Below are 20,223 nucleotides of genomic sequence, written 5' to 3'. Positions count from 1 at the left end.
AAACAAGCGCTGCGCTCAAACATTTACATGAGTGGTTATACAAAAGTAAGATTAGTCAATATCTTGATTGTTGGAATCATAAAGCTAGTACCATGAAAACTAATTTGATACTTTCCTATGTATGATTTTGGTCCAGGCCTGTCAGCCAAATGCTAAGCCTGATTCTGCAGAACTCCTGAACGTGGATAGAGAGTTTTCAGCGCTATCACTTCAAAAAGGGATGAATCACGCATTTGCAGAGTATTGTGCGGAAAGTGGTGTCATCCTCAGAAACAATTCTTATCCCATCATAGGAAGAAACAACGTAATCTCTAGATTGAACCAGCAATCTGATACCACCTTTCGTCTCACATGGGAGCCCATGTTTGCCGATATGGCCCTTGCTGGTGATATGGGATATACCTACGGAACCTATCTGGTTTCATCCATGCAAGGCGATTCACTGGGAGTAGGCACCTATGTCAGTATATGGAAAAGAAATCAGGAGGGCGAATGGAAATTCGTGTTCGATGCTGGAAATGAAGGATTGTAACTATCTTTTCATTTTTAATTCCAAAAGATTGTCTTAAACACATTGAAGAGTAAAGATCTTTATATCAGCAGTAAATTCATCGTAGTCATAGCAGCACTCTGGTTCCTACTTTTTGCGCTTACGGTATCCGAAAGTCTTTTCTTCTATCAGATCAATGATCAACCTGCGCCTTATCGAAGCATAATCGTCAACGACCTATTCATGTTGTGCTGGGCACCGATATCACCTATTCTCTTTATAATAATCAGGACTTGGTATCTGAAAAAAACCAAATGGTTGAGTTTTATTTTAAAAACCCTGGCCCTGGGAGCACTGGCTATTGCGGTGATCATTGGGATGGAATCCATCATTCATTATGTAGACCTAATGAATACCGAAAAGGAAAGAACACTCTCAAATATATATCTTCAACTGATCTCGTTTAGGTTTAATACCAACTTAATCCTCTATCTGGGTTTCGCTGCTATCTCAGTAGCTGTCATGGCTTACTTCGAAGCCAAACGCTCAGAAGAACAGCGAATAGAGCTAAGTCGAAGCCTTATAGAAGCCCAACTAGGAGTATTGAAGGCTCAAATGAAGCCTCATTTTTTATTCAACTCTTTACACGCTATCTCAGGATTGATATTGAAGAAGCAAAATGAAACTGCCATCACTGTCATAGCCAAGCTGAGTGATCTGCTTAGAGAAAGTCTCTCTATGGACGAAAAAAAATGGATTCCGATAGAAGAGGAGATAGAATTCATCAATAGGTATTTGGAAATATATGTACTGAGATTTGGCGAACAACTGACTTATTCAATAGATGTGGAAGAGCAAAAAAGAAGTGTTCTGATTCCTCCGGCCATCCTTCAACCAATTGTAGAAAACTCACTGGTACACGGCATTGTGCCAAATGATAATCAGGGACATATTAGCATTGAAGTTTTTGGTCAGGATCAATCACTCTGCATTCAAATTACGGATAATGGTAGCAATTTTTTGGGTCAGGAAAAAACCGATGTTGAAGGTTTGGGTTTGAAAAATACTAGAAAAAGACTCTCCTCACTGTATCAGGATCAATTTGAATTTTCTTCCCAAATCAATTCCGATGGTGGCTATACTTCAAAAATTGTTGTACCCATTTCACCTAGATAATATATGAATCTAAAAATTCTCATAGCCGATGATGAGCCACTCGCACGTGAAATTATTCTTTCATATCTGGAAGACTTTGGGCAAGTTGGAAGCATAGAAGAAGCAGCAAATGGTCTGGATGCACTAGAGAAGATCAATACCTTCCAACCCGACCTTCTGTTTCTTGATATTCAAATGCCTAAAATGGATGGAATCGCTGTGTTGGACAGTATAGAAATCAAGCATCATCCAATGGTTGTATTTACCACTGCCTATGATGAATATGCCTTGAAGGCATTTGAACTTAATGCTACCGACTATTTGATGAAACCGTTTGATAGAGACAGGTTTCATCGCACCATGAACAAAGCATTGGAGAAACTCAAGCTGATAGACATTAGAGATTTACAAGATGAGCTGGCTCGATTTAGAATAGATTATGACAATGCGGTCATAGAAAAACATTCTTCCGAATTCCCGTCCAAATTGGTAGTCAAGGACTCCAAAAGAATAAAACATATCCAAGTAGCTGATATTGTTGTCATTCATGCAGCAGGTGATTATATAGAAATCAATGAGAAAGACGGTAAGTTTCTTCTCTACAAATCGATTTCCGAATTTCAGCAAAAACTGAATCCCAATACCTTTAGGCGTATACACAAATCTATTATCATCAATACAGAAATGATCTCCGAAATACGTCCTCATACTAACGGTGAGTATTTTTTTCACTTGGTCGATGGCCAGATAGTGAAGTCCGGACGAACCTATAAAACCTCAATTTCTGATCTGACCAGCAGCAATATCTAACAGTTCGTCTAGAATACAATTCAGTTTGCCGAGTAGCCATATATGGAGTAGTGCCCTCGCCAATATCCTTTGTTTCATTGTTAGATCAAACTATAATAATGATGAAACTAAACTTACTGGCAATTATATTTCTTGCTGCGGCTCAGCTCCAGGCGCAATCCTTTGAAAAAGTGGATAATGTTGTGACAGAGTCAGCCGAAGGCTCACGAGCGGCCACTTTTGTGGATGTCGACAATGATGGATGGTTGGATATATTTGTAACCAATGGTCCTGAGAATGGAGAAAACAACAGGCTTTTTATCAATGATGGAACTGGTGAATTTGAAGAAAATGGAAGCACCATTATCAGCGATGATATGAGCCCATCAGACGGAGCAACTTGGGGAGACATGGACAATGATGGGAGAATAGACCTGTTTGTCGTGACCTGGTACGGAAAAAAGAATTATTTATATCATCAACGAAAAGGTGACTTTTCCGAAAGCTCATCTATTGAATCTTCCGGCTTTTCGGAAACCGCCAGTTGGGGGGACTATGATCAAGATGGTTATTTGGACCTGTATATAACCAACAGCTCGCGGAACAACGGATCAGCCAATGAATTTTATATCAATAATGGCGATGGCACCTTTAGTTCAGGGAGCGATGCCGGTATCACCAGCGCTGTGACGAACGCACGAAGCGTCAACTGGATTGACTATGACAATGACAATGATTTGGATCTTTTTGTGTCCAATGAGGAAGCTGCCAATGAGCTTTATCAAAATGAAGATGGAGAATTTACAGCTGTGACCACAGGAGTGATTGCGACTTCAGAAAGCAACTCAACAGGAAGCAGCTGGGCAGATTATGACAATGATGGGGACCTCGATTTGTATGTCGCTAATTTCGGCTTTGCCAATGAGTTGTTCAACAATCAGGGTGATGGCACCTTTGTACGAGTTACAGGCGAAAGCCTGGTCACAGGCTCGGATGACTCATTTGGTACTGCCTGGGGCGATATAGACAATGATGGTGATTTGGATTTGTATGTTGCCAATGGCTTCAAAACGGGAGAAAGGGTGGTCAATAGACTCCATATCAACAATGGGGACGGCTCCTTTACCGAAGATACAGACCATACTACAGTTGCTGAAACCGGCTGGTCATTTGGTGCGGCGTTTGGCGATTATGACAACGATGGAGCACTCGACCTGTTCGTAGCCAATACTTTTGATGAAAGCCAAACAAACAGCCTATATCATAATCTGGGTAATGACAACCACTGGTTGATTCTTGATCTGGAAGGAACTGCTTCCAATAGATCTGCTATTGGAGCCAAAGTAAAAGTAACTGCCACCATAGACGATGTGGAAACGACGCAAATGCGTGAAATCTCAAGTCAGTCCAGCTATAATGGACAGAATAGTCTGCGAGCCCATTTTGGGCTTGGTGACGCTACGAAAGTTGATGAAGTAGAGATAATCTGGCCTAATGGTAATTCTGAGATTCTTGACAATATTTCCATTGATGAAATCATAGAGGCAAAAGAATCAGTCCCAGCTGATTTTCTGAGAGCAGATTTTGCGTTAAGCGAAGACTTATACCTTGCCGGAAGTACAATCGAATTCAAAGATTTGTCCATCTATCCAGAAGGCGAATCAGTGACCTATGAGTGGGATTTTGATAATGATGGCGAAGTAGATGCTACAGAAGCTGATGCCACCACTAGCTATAATGAGACAGGTGACTATACGGTAAGTTTGGTAGTGAAATACGGCGACAAATCAGCAAAGAAAATCAAAACTGACTATGTAAAAGTCAGAGCTACCTTGCTGGATGTAGAGAAGAAGGGTATTGAACCAAGAATGATTGTTTATCCAAATCCCACTACAGATTGGATAAACTTCAAATCTGAATTTGTAATCGAAAAATTAGAAATACGTGCGATAGATGGAAGATTGATCAAGAGCCAAAGCATGACCACTTTAGGCACTTCGTCTTTACATTTGGAAGCGCTTGGCTTGAGTCCGGGTCAGTATACCTTGATTGCCTATGGCAATAAAACTAAAGAAGTTGTAAAATTATTAATTCAGAAATAAATGATATCTACCACCACAACAACAAGGAGATTTGAAAAGAATTCTTCGGTAGAATGGTTGAAGAAGGGGCTAGTGGTACTAGTCCTTCTTCATTCCATTCGTACTATGGCTCAGGATCCAGAACTGTTTCTACCCGGACAGGTTAGCACTATATTTAAGGAACGTGACATGACTATTTCGAAGGATGGAAATCACCTCTTGTTTTCAATGCACGATTACAAAGACGGTGTTCGAATGATCGTAGAAATGAAAAGGACCTCAGGAAAGTGGAGTAGTCCGAAAGTAGTTTCTTTTTCGGGAGTCTACAAAGACCTCGAACCCATGTTTGACCCCTCACAGGATCGGCTTTTTTTTGCATCGGATAGACCCCTGGAAAAAGGAGATGAATCAGGAGACTTCAACATTTGGTATGTCCCAAAAGACAACTCAGGTTGGGGACGACCCGTTCCCATGAATTCCACAATCAATGGACCCGGAGACGAATATTATCCGTCCATTTCAAATAATGGTAATCTGTATTTTACAGCCACCAGATCGGACAGTAAGGGAAAAGAAGATATCTATATGAGTCGTTGGCAAGATGGGAAATATCAAAAATCCTTGAGTTTGGATAGCGCAATAAATTCATCCACCTATGAGTTTAATGCCTTCATAGATCCCGCAGAGCAGTACCTGTTATTTAGCTCTTATGGTCGTACTGATGGCTTTGGCGGAGGAGACCTTTATCTCTCACTCAAAGGAAAGGATGGTCTGTGGCAACCCGCCATCCATCTAAGCCAGGGTATCAATTCTAGTCAGCTTGATTACTGTCCCTTTGTCTCCGCAGATGGTCGTACCATGTACTTTACTAGCAATAGATATAGGAGCGAGGCCATACAGAGTGTTGAAAGTCTAATAAGTCAAATGGAAAACTTTCAAAATGGATTTGATAATATTTATAGCATCCCCATGTCAGAAATTAAAGAAATGTCAGTATTTGAAAAATAAATTCACGACACTAGAACTTTTTTCAAACCATGGTCATCTTAGTTGTGAAAGAAAAAACTCATTATGACTATGAAAGTATTAAATACAATTGTGCTGGCGCTACTCATGTGTTCTACAAGCTTTGCACAATCAATCTCAGTAGGAGATGTTTATCCAAAAGAAGTTAAGATTCAAGGCTTCAGTGTATCTCAAACAGGGGATGTAGAAATCACGGGGGCTGGAGCCGTATTTGAAGATAATTGGAAACTGCTCATCTACTACGGTTGGATTGTAGATGCTGAGACGCGTGAAGTGGTATGGCATCTATTTGACTATATGAAAGGAGAAGATGCGGATGTGGATGGCCCTTTTGAGTTTCGTACCAAATTGAAATTGGATAAAGGCAATTATGAACTCTATTTTGCTGGCATGTACGACAGTCGCAATTGGAATAACAGACGAGATTGGGACAATGATTGGTCACTCAATGGATTCAGCGAAACGATGGACTGGCTATTTGGCTCGAGGCAAAAAGAAACCTACAGAAGAAGAGCACAAGATGACCTTTTTATAAAACTTACCGGTACCGGGATCAAACCCGAGGACGCTTCCAAGTTTGTAGATAGCAAGAAAAATGAAGCCATAGTATCAATAATCAAAACACGAGACAATGAACGATTCAGTGAGGGGTTTACCCTGACCGCGTCAACTGAGCTACAAGTATATGCTTTGGGAGAAGGTGATGATGACGAGATGTTTGATTACGCCTGGATTATGGATGCAAATTCAAGGAAGAGAGTCTTCGAAATGGACTATAGAGATTCAAGATATGCTGGTGGGGCTCGAAAAAATTTGAAGGTAAACAAAAAAATCACGCTACCCGCAGGTAGTTATCTTGTTAACTATACCACAGACGGTTCGCATTCATTCGAGCGATGGAATGCACTTCCACCAGACGACATCCAATTTTGGGGAATTTCAGTTTGGGCTGATGCCAAAAACAAGAAAAACGTGGTAGCCTATCAGGAACCAAAAACTGTGAAGCCAATAGTCGCCCTTACTCGAGCACGAGATGACGAGATGTTGGCAAAAGGGATCACTATCAAAAAAGATATGGACGTCAGAATCTATTGTCTGGGAGAAGAAGGAAGTGGTGATAACATGGCTGACTTCGGTTGGATCGTGGATGCCACCACGCGTGAAAGAATCTGGAGAATGAAACCATACAAGACCAGACATGGTGGAGGAGCAGATAAAAACAGATATGTAGAAGAGGTTATCACACTTGATGCCGGCGACTATATTGTCTACTATGCTACGGATGATTCCCATGCCTATGGCGATTGGAACTCAAGTCAACCGTATGAACCTGAAATGTGGGGAATCACACTTTGGGCAACCAATGAGTCTGACTTGAAAAATGTAGCTCCATTTCACCCAGAAGAGTACAAAAACAAGAATGAACTTGCCGTAATTACCATGGTGGGAGACAGAGCTCTTGTGAAGAAAACATTTTCTTTAGACGGTGATTCAAGAGTAAGAGTAATCGGTCTTGGCGAAGGAAGTGGTGGAGAGATGTATGATTATGGATTCATCAAAAACATGGATACCGGTAAGATAGTTTGGGAAATGGACTATCGAAATTCAGAGCATGGTGGTGGTGCCAGAAAAAACCGAGAATTCAATGAAACATTCATGCTTGAAAAGGGAACCTACAGAGTTTATTTTGAGACCGATGGATCTCACTCTTACAGAAGATGGAATGATGATCCTCCAAATAATCAGGAGCTTTGGGGAATCACAGTATTAAAGGAATAAATGACATCACCAAGTGTGGATTTTGCACAAGAAAAAAAGGGTCTCAGAAGAGACCCTTTTTTGTTTTAAAAAGGGATCTGATCAATAGGTTATGACAATAAATTACTTATTTCAGTTTTGTATGGTTAAGAACCAACCAGCCGTATATTGACATCAAATTATTGGGTCGGAAGGAAGAAGATGTTTTTTCTCATGTTTTTATTTTCACCATCAAAAAACAAACCTCAGAAGGTCAATTTTTTATTAACTTGCTCCCACTTATTAGAGATCATTATTTTTGAGAATTACGTCTTATGACATTAGGTGAAAAAATCCATCGAGCTACAAACAACGCTTTTAAGAAATTTGAAAAGTCCGGCTTTATCAAGAAGACGCCTAACTTCATTTTGGATTACCAGAAAGATTACCCCAAATTGAAAATATTAGAAGACAATTATGAGGTAGTTAGAAAAGAGTGTGAAGATATTCTCGCTTTTAAAGACGATATCATGGATATCAAAAACCTGCTTGGGGACTATACTAAAGGCGGAATCCATGTTGTAAAATGGAAGTCATATGTTTTGAAATCTGGTGATTTTGTACAGGAGAATTGTAAATTTTGCCCGGAAACTACGAAAATACTCAAGCAGATACCCAGACTTAGAACGGCCTTCTTCAGTATTCTAGATCCCAATCAATACATTACCCCGCATGAAGGTTATTACAATGGATTCATGAGATATCATTTGGGCGTTATCATTCCTAACAATAATGAAAATGATGAATGTTGGATAAGAATCGCCAACGACAAAATTCCACACGAAAATCTAGAAGCTGAAGGCGACAAATATTATTGGAAGAACGGAGAAGGCGTACTCTTTAATGATAACTATAGCCATGATGCCAAAAATGAGTCTGATCAAATTCGGGTCATTCTATGGTTGGATGTTGAGCGCAAACTTCCATTTCCTCTAAGAGGAATCAATGCCTTTTTACTCAACATTATGTTTTCGACTCAGATCATGAAAAATGTAGCGAAAAATGCAATTATTAAGTTTAAAGACAAGAATAAGGCCTAACGCAAGTACTGTTAGCAATAAAAAAAGCTCTCTTTCCTAAAAGGGAGCTTTTTTTGATCCTAATTCAAAACGTTGTTATTCGACTTTAGCATGCGGATTGCCTACCATATATCGAGGATCATTTGGGTTTTTGCGTTTATCCAAATAATACTGTTCTCTTTTATCCCCAGCAGAAAGGGGATTGTAGACACCATAGATTATTCTTCTTGTCAAATCTGAAAGATTCGGCTCTGATCTATGTGGTAGTCTTTCAGTAAATATTAGTGCGTCTCCAGGTTGAGTTGGTAATTTTCTCCACGTCAACTCATCTTCGAGGTCCTGCTTTATTTTCATATAATCAGGGCGATCAGGAAATGGGGATTCCATAGGTAGAATATCCAGATTTTCAACTGGCCATTCGGGTACTACCTGCAAGCAGCCATTCTGCTCAGTAGCTTCGTCAATGCTGATTAGTATAGAAAGGTAAGGGTTGATGTCAGGATCAAAGGCAGCATTTTTGCCTTGCTCGTATGCGACTCCGTCCTGATGTGCGGCATGTGGACCGCCTCCAGGAGATTTGAAATTGATTCTCTCCTTGTACAACACCGCTTGTTCTCCCATCAATTCCGAAATCAAATTAATAATGGTATCTCCAGTGAAAATATCTTTCATTCCGGGATGATAAGGAATAAAATTCTCGATCCTTGACAATTGTTCAGGACGATCCATTTCATAATAGCACATCCATTTGTTAATGCTTTGTTCCCATTTGGACATATCATCTATCCATTGCGACATTTCATTAACTCTATCTTTGAATAAGCCTGGGATATGCAGATAAGAGTTTTGAGTCCAAAATTTCTTTTGAACATCAGTTAATTTACTAGTAATCGTTTGTGTCATCGGTATAATTTGCCTTCTGAAAGGCGTTTATCAATATTAAGCTGATTGACAATGTTGTATTTATACGACTGTCTTTATTTTAAAGACACGTATTTCTCTAAAAAAGTTTAAAAAATTTAATTAAAATATCCAGTCATTTCTTCCATAACCCGATGCATGTCTTCTGGATAGAGGTCGCCAATGATAGCAACCCTGAAAGTAGCCATTTCAGGCATCACACCTGGGTAGATAGTAATATCCCTTTCGTACAGGAAGTCGTGAAAATCATCAAAGTCAAAACCATCCTTGCCATCAAGCTTTAGCGCCAGAAGAATTTTTGACTCCTGATCGAGCGGGAGTAGGGGCTTGAAACCTAAATCAAGAAGACCGTCGTACAATATTTGCCAATTCCCCTTATATCTCTCCCAACGTGCTTCCACGCCTTCGGCTAGAGTCTCTTTGATGGCGGCCATAAATGAATAGCAGATTTGTACTGGAGGTGTAAATCGCAGCTGACTCTTTTTCTGTACGTTTTCCCATTGTTTATAGACATCGAAGTAGTAGCTACGTCCATTGGCCTTGAGTTCATCCTTGCGATCGTTATGAAAGATGACAAAAGATAGTCCTGCCATGCCATGAATACACTTATTGGACGAGCTAAAGATATAATCCACGCCTAATTCAGATAAATTGTATGGGAAAGCACCAAAGGTGCTCATCGCATCCACGATTGACACTACATTGAGTGCTTTACAGATATCGACAAGCTCCTCTACCGGGTCTAACATGCCGGTCGAGGTTTCGTGGTGAATAAATGCCAGATGTGAGTATTTACCTGTAGCTAACGCTTTTTTGACTTGCGCTGGTTCGGTGAAATCACCATACACAAATAGGGTGTCATAATCGATACCATAGTTGTCACAGATCTGAGTCATTCTGATGCCATAGGCGCCATTTGTCAGGATCAAAACTTTGCCTTTCGCTCCAATGGCTGAGGTAAGCGTGGCTTCCATAGCCCCGGTGCCGCTAGCTCCAAACAATGCAACATTGTAGTCATTTTGGCCTTTGCCTATTTCAAGAAGTCCGTTGCAGATTTCATGCATCAAGTCACCAAATTCAGACTCTCTAGGGCAGATATCATCGACTACCAGCGCGTCTTTCACATTCTGTGTTGTAGTAGCTGGTCCTGGATTGAGTAAGATTTTTCTTGTCATCGTAATAAGAATTGTGTGTATAAAACAAAGTCATTCTGAATGACTCCAGAACGACTTTAAGTACTTTATAATTTTGCGGGTATTGATTAGTTACCCAGATTCTTCATGAAGTCAACCTTGTTGTCAACCGGCTTTATGGTCGGTCTACCGAGCTCTTTTCTTGAACCTTTCTTAACATTGATTTCCAACATAGAAGGACCTTCACTTGACAAAAACTTTGGCATGACCGTCTGAAGCTCTTCCTCTGAAGAAGCCGTAAACGTAGACTTATAGTTGCACGCCTCAGCTATTTTTTTGAAGTCTGTAGTAAATCCTACCGTAGGCTGTCCACCTACAGATTCATGTGCTCCATTGTTCACAAGTATATATTTCAAGTTTTTTGGTGCCTGATCACCAACGATTGCTGCCGAACCCATGTGCATCAAAAATGAACCATCTCCATCTAGACAGACCACTCTTTTGTCTGGTTTACCCAATGCAATACCGAGAGCTATCTGCGAGGTATGTCCCATATTCCCTACGCAAAGGAAATCTCTAAAATGGGGCTCATTTCTGGCCTCACGCACCTCGAAAACTTCTCTGGAAGTTTTACCGGTTGTAGATACCATCACATCGTTGTCGTCCAACTCTTCAAGCAAAACTTCTATGGCTCTTTCTCTGGACATTGGATAGGTGTCAGGCTTCGCACTTTGAAGTTTGTATGGCTCGAATGTTTCTTTCTCGATAAGCAAAATGTACGGAGCTTTTTCTTTCTCCATAAATTCAAAAGCAGTATCTATTTGCTTCTGCGCTTCGCTCATATCTTTAGACAGCACGCAGTAGGGTATTTCCAGTGACTGGATCATCGCTTCATTGATACGCCCCATCTTTACATGTTGGGGTTCGTCCTTGACACCTGGTCTACCTCGCCATCCTACCATAAGTAGCATTGGAATAGAATAGACCTCAGGATCTGTCAGGGAGGTCAATGGATTGATTGTATTGCCAAATCCGGAGTTTTGCATATAAACCAATGGAATTTTACCGGTAGCTAGATGATAGCCCGCAGCAATACCTATACATGCACCTTCGTTGGCAGCGATAATATCGTTGCTATTGTCGGCGACATAGGCACAAAAGTCCTTTAAAAGTGAATCCGGTACTCCAGTAGAAAAATCTACTCCTTTGCCGGTTACATAATCAAAAAAGTTAGCAGTATTCAGCATGTAGGGCTAATTAGGTAGAATCGTTAATATTTCTTTAATCGACATGCAATATTCATCAGCCTCTTTTGATCGCTTGTGAGTCAAGATAGACTCCGCTGTTTGCTTCATCGCAGGAAAAGCGCTTCTCAGTAGATGGTTTGCATATATCACAATGCTGAAACCGGCTTCTCTCAGTTCATCTTCCGTAAATTGGTTGTAGGATGAAGGAACAGATATGACAGGGACCTTGAATTCAAACTTCTGATACTCTTTCATAAATTCCATGATTTCTTTTCCATCTTTATGACGGGAGTGAATCATGATTCCATCAGTACCTGCTTCTATGTAGGCCTTTGCTCTGGTCAGGGCATCTTCCATACCTTTATCCGCAATTAGACTCTCCAATCTTGAGAAGATCATGAAATCATCTGTAACCTGAGCCTTTTTACCCGCCTGAATTTTAGCACAGAATCCTTCTATTGTATCTAGCGTTTGCTCTACCTCAGTTCCGAATAATGAATTTCTTTTGAGGCCAACTTTGTCCTCAATTACTACAGCTGACAACCCCAGTCTTTCGATGTTTCTTACAAGCATGGCAAAATGCTCCGCTACTCCTCCAGTATCACCATCCAGTATCATTGGCTTGGTGGTCACATCAAGAATATCGTTGATGGTCGAAAACCTGGAAGTTCTATCAACATATTCAGTGTCAGGCTTGCCCTTTGCAGTGGAGTCAGTCAAACTACTGACCCACATCGCATCAAATTCTCTTACCTCGCCATCTAGCTCTACTTTTGTGTCTTCTACAATCAGTCCTGAAAGGCCGTTGTGTGTTTCCATCACTCTTACGATGTGATTGTTGTCAAGCATTCTTCTCAACATTCTCCTTCTGATGTCTGGCGTAGTGCCTATTTCTCGCATCGCCTTCCTTAAACCAGTAGAGGATACACCAGAAGTATATTTAGGTTCTACCAATTCGCCACCCCATTCTGCTAAGACTTCAATTACCTTGGCTCTGATGTGTTTTTGCGGACCTACTTTCCAGTCGTCACCGTGTACCACATAATCGGGCTTGAGTGATCTTAGGTTTTTTTCGTAATCAAGTTCTTCTTGCTGAATGACCTGGTGAACGCCTTTGATGTTTTCCAAAATTTGTTTCCTCTCATCGAAAGACAGAAAAGGAACACGCGCAAATTTTGAGACTGCCTCCTCAGATAATAATCCAATAGTGACCTCGCCTAATTCACGTGCTTTTTCGATGATATTGATGTGGCCGTGGTGTACCAAATCTGTACCCATTCCTACATACACTTTTTTCATGCTAAACTTGATTTTTAGTCCTTATATTATTTGAAACTCAATTTTGGGTCGGGCTGCAAAAGTAAAATATATATTTTGCAATCATTTACTATGACTCATAAAAATGCTTTTACCCCCAATCCAATTTTTATCTATCTTCGCCACTTGAATATTTCGTAAAACTAAAAGCTAAAATGAGCAATCAAAATATTAAGTCGGCGGTGATATTGGCCGCTGGCAGGGGAACTAGACTAGGTGATAGAACTAAAGAAATGCCAAAGGGATTTTTGGAGATTGGAGGAGAGACTTTGATTGAGCGTTCTATTCGATTGCTTAAAGAGAACGGAATCGAAAACATAATAGTGGGGGTAGGCCATAAAGGCACAGCGTACGAGGATATTCAGGAAAAATATGGCCTGACTATTTATTACAATGATGAATATTCTACGACCGAAAGTATGTATACTCTGGTATGTGCTTCGCCGCATATCGAAGGTGACTTTTTGCTGCTGGAGTCGGACTTGCTTTATGATATATCTGCACTTCAAACCATATTGAAATCAGATCTGAAGAATGTCATATTAGGTAGTGGTTTTACCGACTCCGGAGATGAGGTTTATCTACACGCATTTGAAGGAGGAGATTTTAGATATCTTTCACAAGATGGGAATGACAAAATCAATTCGTATGCAGAGCTAGTAGGCATTTGTAAACTCAGTCAAGAGCTTTACCAGAAAATGATATCTCTTCCCACAATCAAGAAGATGAAATATGAATATGCATTCAACGTATTGTCACCCACTGAATCTATTCATGTAGAAAAACAAAGTGATCTGGTTTGGTGTGAAATAGATGATGAGGATCATTTAAACCGTGCACTTAATCTGATTTTACCCAAGCTCAGTAGTTAATCCTCATTTTCATACCAATAGCCAGTCTGGTTGTCTCTGTAGCCATTGCTACCGAGGTAATTGTAGATGTGTTCCAGGTATTTCACGGGCTCTGCGGGTACGTAGGTAGACTGACCTAAGAACTCAGCTGGTTTAGGCGGTAAAGCCAATTCTTTTGCATACGGTGTGCGTTCGTTAGGAAAGTTACTATTCTCGTAAGAGGTCAAGGTATCATCCTTGTCTTCATAGAAGTACACATCAGCATCGAACCCCTTGTAGTTGAAGTATAGCTTTGGTCCACGGTGCCTGGCAGTAGTATCATACAATTTGAACCCCTTTGGAAGCTGATCTCTCATCTTCCATATCTTATCATACTCTTTTTCGTGTGCTCCGAAATCAACGTCTACATCATGAGGTAGTATGGCGCCTTCTCGGTGATATCCGAGCAATGTACCGAAGTCTATCCAATAGGCAGCTTCAGTTTTTTGCATATAGGAATTCGTGACTTCGAAAATTTTTTCAAGGATCTCCAATTTCTTATTTGTGTAATTACCAGGGAGTGAGGTGAAGTACACATTTATAATGCGTTGAAGTTTTTGTATGATGGACGAAAGATTCATAGTTTTGCGCTCAATTTTAATCGTGCAAATCAAACAAAATTTGAGCAATTCGGATCAGTCAATTGACATTGTTTATACCTGGGTGAACGGAGATGACCCGGTTTACATTGAAAAATGTCAAAAATTTGCGGAAAACCTCGAAGATGTCAATCCGGAGAGATTTAGAGATGTTTACGAAATGCTCAAATATAGTCTTCGGTCTATTGAGAAATATGTGCCATGGGCAGGGAATATTTATATCCTTACTCAAAAACCTCAGGTACCAGAATGGCTTAATACCGATCACCCTAAAGTAAAAGTAGTTCACCACGAAGATATTTTTGATGAAGCATATCTGCCGACATATAGTTCGAGTGTAATTGAAAGCTATTTAGATAAGATACCTGGATTGTCTGATCATTTCCTATATATGAATGATGATTTCTTGTTTGGAAACCATACCGAACTTGACAAATTTATTTCTGACAGCGGTAAGATTAATGTATTTGGCACTTTGATAGGAGAGAATCCGAGCTGGAGAATATATGAATCTAAAAATGACATCATTGGCCTCGGACTAGTAGAGCATTGTCCTATTTTGATAAAAAAGGAGTACTGGAATGCTATGTACGAACTCTGGCCGGATAAAACGCATGAAAAGAGACTACATAGGTTTCGACAGGACGACGATTTCATGGCATATAAGCTGTATAAGCACTATATGCTCAAATACCAGCGGCAAACATGTAGACCGGTCACCATATTTGAGTTAAAAAAATGGCAGATTTTTCATAAGATTACCAACAGTTTTAATCGACAGAAAAAAGCTTTTGAAAGAATAAATAGGGTGCGCCCTAATTTTTATTGTCTAAACGATGACCAAAAGGGCAACCCCAATCAGAAGGTCGTGAAATTGGCACAAGAATTTTTAAAAAATTACTATCCCGAAAAATCTTCATTTGAAAGGTAGATCAACAAATAAATAAGACAATTGAAATGAGGATAATAAGACTCCTACTAAAATCATCTAAGTTACTTTTTACGATTGCTAGTATTTCTAGTGTGCTTACAGGGTTTTGTTCTACGATGGTGATTAAGCAGGTGCACCAGGCTATAGGAATGACAGATTTTGACCAGTCGGAGTTCATTACCATATTTTTGATCTTTTGGATTGGATATGGAGTGCTGGCTGTGATCTCTACTTACACCGTTTCTCTACTTACTCAATCCATCATACACAAGTTGAGGGTTGATATTTCAGAAAAAATCTTGTCTTCTAATTTTTCTGCAATAGAAAGAAATCAAGGCAAATTGCTTCCGATCCTTACCGAAGATATCAAAACCATTGCTACTTCTATTGATCGTATGCCTAGTGTCACTACCGGATTAGCTACAGTCATAGGTATTATGGGCTATATGGTGTGGTTTTCGCCCATCCTTACGCTGAGTACGGTGATACTATTTGCAGTCGTGCTGATCATTACTAAGATATCTCTGCCATTGGTAAGAAAATATGCAGAACATGCTAGAGAATTGTGGAACGACGTGTATGAGCATTTCGAAGGCTTGATTTATGGTATTAAAGAATTGACACTAAACAATGACTATAAAAAGGTATATGTACACGAATTGATCGTGCCTACCAGCAAGGAGCAAAATGCTTATAATGTAAAAGAGAATCTGGCAACTTCGATCGCATCCAAATCCACTGATTTGGTACTATTATTTGGTTTTGGTACGCTAATACTATTGATATTCAATACTCAATTCGTAACTCCAGATATGTTTGGACAGTATCTGATTCTTGTAATGATGACCATCGCCCCTCTATCTTCTGCTACCGGATTTATGGCAAACCTAAAAAGGATAGAAGTAGCCTTGGATAAAATCAACGAGGTGGGTTTGGTACTAGAGCAGCCAAAGAACAAGCAATTTCTTAAGTTGGAAAATAAAACTCAAGCTGGTGATAAATTGATTGAGCTCAAAGGTGTGCAGCACGAGTATTACAATCCCGATGAGGATGAACATTTTGAGCTCGGTCCCATTGATCTTACGATCAATAAAGGGGAGCTGATTTTCTTGCTCGGAGGAAACGGAAGTGGTAAGACGACGCTGGCGAAAATCATTCTCGGTCTGTACCCTGCTAAAGCTGGAAGTATAGAATTTGCCGGTCAGTTAGTAGATTTAAACCACATAGATGACTATAGAGATCAGTTCTCCGCCACATTTGTGGATTCTTATCTATTTGATAAACTGCTCCACATTGAAAGCGACTATCTTGAAAAAAATGGCAATAACCTGATCAAGACGTTGGAGCTTACTAAGAAGGTGAAGATAAAAAACAAGCGATTCAGTACCAGTAGACTGTCAGAAGGGCAGAAGAAGAGGCTTGGCTTGATGGTGTCTATTCTTGAAGACAAGGATGTATATCTGTTTGATGAATGGGCAGCAAACCAAGACCCTCATTTCAAGAAAATATTTTATGAGATTATCTTGCAAGACCTCAAGAAAGCAGGGAAGACGATAATCGTAATCTCTCATGATGAGCAGTATTTTGATCATGGAGATAGAGTCATCAAACTCATGGAAGGTAAATTGGTATAAAGGTGTCAATGTCAAACACAATCTTAACAGCAGCGGATGAGTTCTATTTTAGAACATTTTGCCAGTTTGTGCATACTTTCAAATCTAAGAAGGAGTATAAAAATAGCGAATTGATTTGCTATGATCTTGGGTTCAACAACGATCAAAAAAAGCACTTACAACACTTGATTGCAAAAGTGCCCAACCTATCTGTAAGACCTTTTGATTTCTCCAAGTATCCTGAATTTGTAAAGTTGGAATATAAGACCTACTCATTCAAGCCTATCATGGTGAAGGAGGTGTTTGAGGAAAAAAACGGAAACCTTTTATGGCTAGACAGCGCAACCATTCTGTTGAAGCCACTAAATTATGTTTGGGATCAAATGACAGAGCACGGTATATATGCACCTATCGGAGGCTCAGGTACGCTCAAAGAATGGACTGTCCAAGAGACCATGGACTATATGCAGGTACCCAAGTCACACTATCTGAATAGAAACATCTGTGGCTGTATGTGTGGATTTGGATATCATAATGAGGAGGTAAGAGAGCTCGTTTCAGAGTGGGAGCGTTATTCGCTCATTCATGAATGCATCAAGCCGGAAGGCGCCAATCGAGAGAACCATAGAGATGATCAGTCTGTACTCACGATCTTACTCTACAAATTTCAACAAGAAAAGAATATTTATCTGACTAAAGATGAGGTAAACATCAGCTCACAGCATCCTGTGAATTATCTGAGTGTGAGAAACAAGCTCAAACCAACATTTCCATATTCATTAAGTTGGCTATCCGTACTCTATTTTAATATTCATAGACAGCTTGATATCCTTGTCAATCGCATTAAATCATGACAGTACTCAATTATATATTAATAGGCCTGGCCGTTTTCTTGTTTCTACTCAACCAGGTTTATAATTACCTCTCAGGTAAGAAATTCGTTCGGGATTATTTGCACTATTTCTTTACTACTAGAAAGTCTCTTGAGTATTGGGATGACTACTGTTTTAACAATCCTAATAAGTCTGATATCATAGTTTCCTTCTCTACCATTCCGAGTAGGATTACTGAAATCGTTCCGACTGTGAAAAGCCTGCTTTCGCAAAACATGGCTCCCAAAAAGATCCATTTGTACGTTCCGGAAATGTCCATGCGAGAAAAAGTTGCATACACCATACCTGAAGAAATTCAGGGTTTGAAATGTCTGGAGGTAAAACGTGTGGACAAAGACTGGGGGCCAAGTACAAAATTTATTCCGGCGGTTGCCTCATTAGATAAGGATCAGAAGATATTGGTCGTGGATGATGACAACATGTATCCAAACACCATGCTTGCCGCATTCGATAAGGCATCAGATGAAAAGCCCGATTGGATAGTTGCTGCCAGCGGCTGGAGGGTGCCGAACGATTTGGTGGATCGCGCTACCACGCTTTGGACAAATATCACCAAGCAGGCTCCGGTACCAGTACCCACAACAAGAGTCAGTGATTACTATTCAATAGATATAGTTCAGGGCTATTCGGGATTTCTAATTAGACCCAGATTTTTCAACTTTGAAGAACTGACTGATTATCCGGAAGAACCTAGAGCAGTTCGATTTGTGGATGATGTCTGGGTGAGCGCTCATGCGCAGGTGCCGAAGTATGTTTTCCCGTCCGATAGATTCTGCTATATTCCTTTTTGGACAGAAGGTTTTTTCAAGGCTAACAGTTTGGCCTCGATAAACAATCATGGTAAAGAGAGGGATGAGGACCGAAATAATTCAATTGCGCTGAGATTCTTCAAGGATAAATGGCATAAAAACTAATATTAGCCTTTGATTTACAACCAATAAAGCACTCATGTTAGAAAAGGTAGCCAACAATCAAATCGTATATTTTAAGATTTTACTTGGCGTTATTTTGCTTTCGGTGTTTGCTCTGGCTCTTCAACGAGACTTTGATCATGATGAGTTGGAGGCCATTCACTCCTCATGGAAAATATTGACTGGTGAGAGAATATATGTAGATTTTTTTCAGCACCATCACTCTTTATTCTACTACACTATAGCACCCATTATCGATTGGGTCGGAGAGAATACCAATACGTTGATCGTACTTCGCATGTTGATGTTTGTTTGCTATCTGGCCATGTTGTGGTGTGCCTTTCAGTTAGCTAAGCTCATATTCGAAGATCAAAAAATTAGCTGGTTGAGCGTCCTGTTTTTGGCTTGCCTTACCATGTTTAGTCAGAAGGCATTTGAAGTGAGGCCAGACGTACCACAAGTCATGCTAGCACTGTTTGCCATACTCCTGATATTCAGACATCTCAAGCAACCTAATCGATGGCTCTTATATTTAAGTCCAGTGTTAATGGGGCTTTCATTTTTATTCTTACAAAAGACTTTATTCATTATCGCCGGGGTGGGCTTGATGCAACTCTATTGGCTTTATGAAAAAAAGCTAAACTGGATTGAATTGATTTCTTACTGGGTCGTATTTGTTCTTACGATTACCCCATACTACATGTATTTGGTGATTGATAATCAGTTTGAAAATTATCTGTTTTGGAACTGGATTTTAAACATGAATTTTGAAGGGTCTTTTCCTGCTTTCAAAACGATATTTAACTCTTTTCATTACAATCACTTCCTTTGGATATTCTTTGTTGTCGGTGTCGTGATCTGCGTGAAGAATCGCAAAATGGACATAGTAATATTAACTCTGGTGCTTTTAGCAACTACCTTTCTTGTGAAAGCACCGTATAGGCAATACTTCATGCCATTTGCTCCATTTATGTGTGCGATCACTGCGTATGGATTATACAGGGTGATGCAACCTAAATTGATCATGGTGCTCGTCTTGCTTATTTTTCTGGTTCCACTCGCATATTACGTGAGAACGGTATTTGTATACACCAACCGTCCTCAACTAGATAAAATGAATTGGGTGCTGGAGCGTACAGAACCTAATGACTATGTATATGATGGAGATATTTATTTCAATATGTATCGCCGGGATATTGATTTCTTCTGGTACAGCACAGAGCCAGGCAAAGGAGGGTTAGGTACTTACAAAAGACTAAAACCATACAGTTATGACTTGTATGAATCAATTCAAAAGTTCAAGCCAAAAGTTGTTTCAACCCTTTTTATTGAAAACTTAGATCATCCTGTGATCAAATCGAATTACATGAAATCAGATCAGTATGAAGATCTGCTCGTGCGAGTAAGATAA

18 protein-coding genes are annotated in these 20,223 nt (G+C 39.9%); 13 read left to right on the top strand and 5 right to left on the bottom strand.

Annotation, left to right across the window (positions count from 1 at the left end):
* The first annotated feature begins 121 nt into the window (after positions 1 to 121).
* The 7 genes from ABJF11_RS15540 to ABJF11_RS15510 all read left to right on the top strand — a co-directional run bounded on the left by ABJF11_RS15540 (position 122) and on the right by ABJF11_RS15510 (position 8,378).
* Positions 122 to 532 carry a hypothetical protein gene (locus tag ABJF11_RS15540; protein WP_348120918.1) on the top strand — a complete coding sequence of 137 codons (411 nt, stop codon included), beginning with the start codon at positions 122 to 124 and terminating at the stop codon, positions 530 to 532.
* 42 nt (positions 533 to 574) lie between these two features.
* Positions 575 to 1,666 carry a histidine kinase gene (locus ABJF11_RS15535; protein WP_348120917.1) on the top strand — a complete coding sequence of 364 codons (1,092 nt, stop codon included), beginning with the start codon at positions 575 to 577 and terminating at the stop codon, positions 1,664 to 1,666.
* Between the two features lie 3 nt (positions 1,667 to 1,669).
* Positions 1,670 to 2,455: a response regulator transcription factor gene (locus ABJF11_RS15530; protein ID WP_348120916.1), complete on the top strand. Its 786-nt coding sequence runs from the start codon at positions 1,670 to 1,672 to the stop codon at positions 2,453 to 2,455.
* Positions 2,456 to 2,553: 98 nt separating this feature from the next.
* The gene (locus tag ABJF11_RS15525; protein WP_348120915.1) at positions 2,554 to 4,536 is read left to right on the top strand and encodes an FG-GAP-like repeat-containing protein; all 1,983 of its coding nucleotides are present in this window, start codon (positions 2,554 to 2,556) and stop codon (positions 4,534 to 4,536) included.
* Entirely contained in the window at positions 4,537 to 5,523 is a 987-nt protein-coding gene (locus ABJF11_RS15520) for a hypothetical protein (RefSeq protein WP_348120913.1), read from the top strand. It abuts the gene before it with no gap.
* A 69-nt stretch (positions 5,524 to 5,592) separates the two neighbouring features.
* Positions 5,593 to 7,320, top strand: a complete 1,728-nt coding sequence (locus ABJF11_RS15515) for a hypothetical protein (protein WP_348120912.1) — start codon at positions 5,593 to 5,595, stop codon at positions 7,318 to 7,320.
* A 293-nt stretch (positions 7,321 to 7,613) separates the two neighbouring features.
* Complete coding sequence (locus ABJF11_RS15510; protein WP_348120911.1) at positions 7,614 to 8,378, top strand: aspartyl/asparaginyl beta-hydroxylase domain-containing protein; 765 nt, start codon at positions 7,614 to 7,616, stop codon at positions 8,376 to 8,378.
* 75 nt (positions 8,379 to 8,453) lie between these two features.
* Here ABJF11_RS15510 and ABJF11_RS15505 read toward each other — a convergent pair whose 3' ends face one another.
* From ABJF11_RS15505 to aepX, 4 genes are all read right to left on the bottom strand, one after another.
* Complete coding sequence (locus ABJF11_RS15505; RefSeq protein WP_348120910.1) at positions 8,454 to 9,260, bottom strand: phytanoyl-CoA dioxygenase family protein; 807 nt, start codon at positions 9,258 to 9,260, stop codon at positions 8,454 to 8,456.
* Positions 9,261 to 9,376: 116 nt separating this feature from the next.
* Positions 9,377 to 10,453, bottom strand: a complete 1,077-nt coding sequence (locus ABJF11_RS15500; protein ID WP_348120908.1) for a 2-aminoethylphosphonate aminotransferase — start codon at positions 10,451 to 10,453, stop codon at positions 9,377 to 9,379.
* Positions 10,454 to 10,539: 86 nt separating this feature from the next.
* Entirely contained in the window at positions 10,540 to 11,658 is a 1,119-nt protein-coding gene (aepY, locus tag ABJF11_RS15495; protein ID WP_348120907.1) for a phosphonopyruvate decarboxylase, read from the bottom strand.
* Between the two features lie 6 nt (positions 11,659 to 11,664).
* The gene (aepX, locus tag ABJF11_RS15490) at positions 11,665 to 12,957 is read right to left on the bottom strand and encodes a phosphoenolpyruvate mutase (RefSeq protein WP_348120905.1); all 1,293 of its coding nucleotides are present in this window, start codon (positions 12,955 to 12,957) and stop codon (positions 11,665 to 11,667) included.
* 173 nt (positions 12,958 to 13,130) lie between these two features.
* On the opposite strand from aepX, the gene ABJF11_RS15485 reads away from it, so the two are divergent.
* The gene (locus ABJF11_RS15485; protein WP_348120903.1) at positions 13,131 to 13,847 is read left to right on the top strand and encodes a phosphocholine cytidylyltransferase family protein; all 717 of its coding nucleotides are present in this window, start codon (positions 13,131 to 13,133) and stop codon (positions 13,845 to 13,847) included.
* Here the strand turns inward: ABJF11_RS15485 and ABJF11_RS15480 are convergent.
* Entirely contained in the window at positions 13,844 to 14,446 is a 603-nt protein-coding gene (locus ABJF11_RS15480; RefSeq protein WP_348120902.1) for a LicD family protein, read from the bottom strand. The two genes, ABJF11_RS15485 and ABJF11_RS15480, sit on opposite strands and share 4 nt — an antisense overlap.
* A gap of 40 nt (positions 14,447 to 14,486) precedes the next feature.
* Here ABJF11_RS15480 and ABJF11_RS15475 point away from each other — a divergent pair, with 40 nt between their 5' ends.
* From ABJF11_RS15475 to ABJF11_RS15455, 5 genes are read left to right on the top strand one after another with little or no spacing between them, the layout of a single operon-like run.
* Positions 14,487 to 15,395, top strand: coding sequence for a Stealth CR1 domain-containing protein (locus tag ABJF11_RS15475; protein WP_348120901.1), 909 nt, complete (start codon positions 14,487 to 14,489; stop codon positions 15,393 to 15,395).
* 26 nt (positions 15,396 to 15,421) lie between these two features.
* A complete protein-coding gene (locus ABJF11_RS15470; protein ID WP_348120899.1) occupies positions 15,422 to 17,029 on the top strand; it encodes a cyclic peptide export ABC transporter in 1,608 nt (535 codons plus the stop codon).
* An 8-nt stretch (positions 17,030 to 17,037) separates the two neighbouring features.
* Entirely contained in the window at positions 17,038 to 17,862 is an 825-nt protein-coding gene (locus ABJF11_RS15465) for a DUF1647 domain-containing protein (RefSeq protein WP_348120896.1), read from the top strand.
* Entirely contained in the window at positions 17,859 to 18,815 is a 957-nt protein-coding gene (locus ABJF11_RS15460) for a hypothetical protein (RefSeq protein ID WP_348120894.1), read from the top strand. Before ABJF11_RS15465 ends, ABJF11_RS15460 begins: the two co-directional genes overlap by 4 nt.
* 34 nt (positions 18,816 to 18,849) lie before the next feature.
* Positions 18,850 to 20,223 carry a glycosyltransferase family 39 protein gene (locus tag ABJF11_RS15455; protein ID WP_348120892.1) on the top strand — a complete coding sequence of 458 codons (1,374 nt, stop codon included), beginning with the start codon at positions 18,850 to 18,852 and terminating at the stop codon, positions 20,221 to 20,223.

It is taken from the genome of Reichenbachiella sp., from assembly GCF_039941815.1.
Lineage (GTDB): Bacteria > Bacteroidota > Bacteroidia > Cytophagales > Cyclobacteriaceae > Reichenbachiella.
This window is presented reverse-complemented; position numbering and strand designations above follow the sequence as displayed.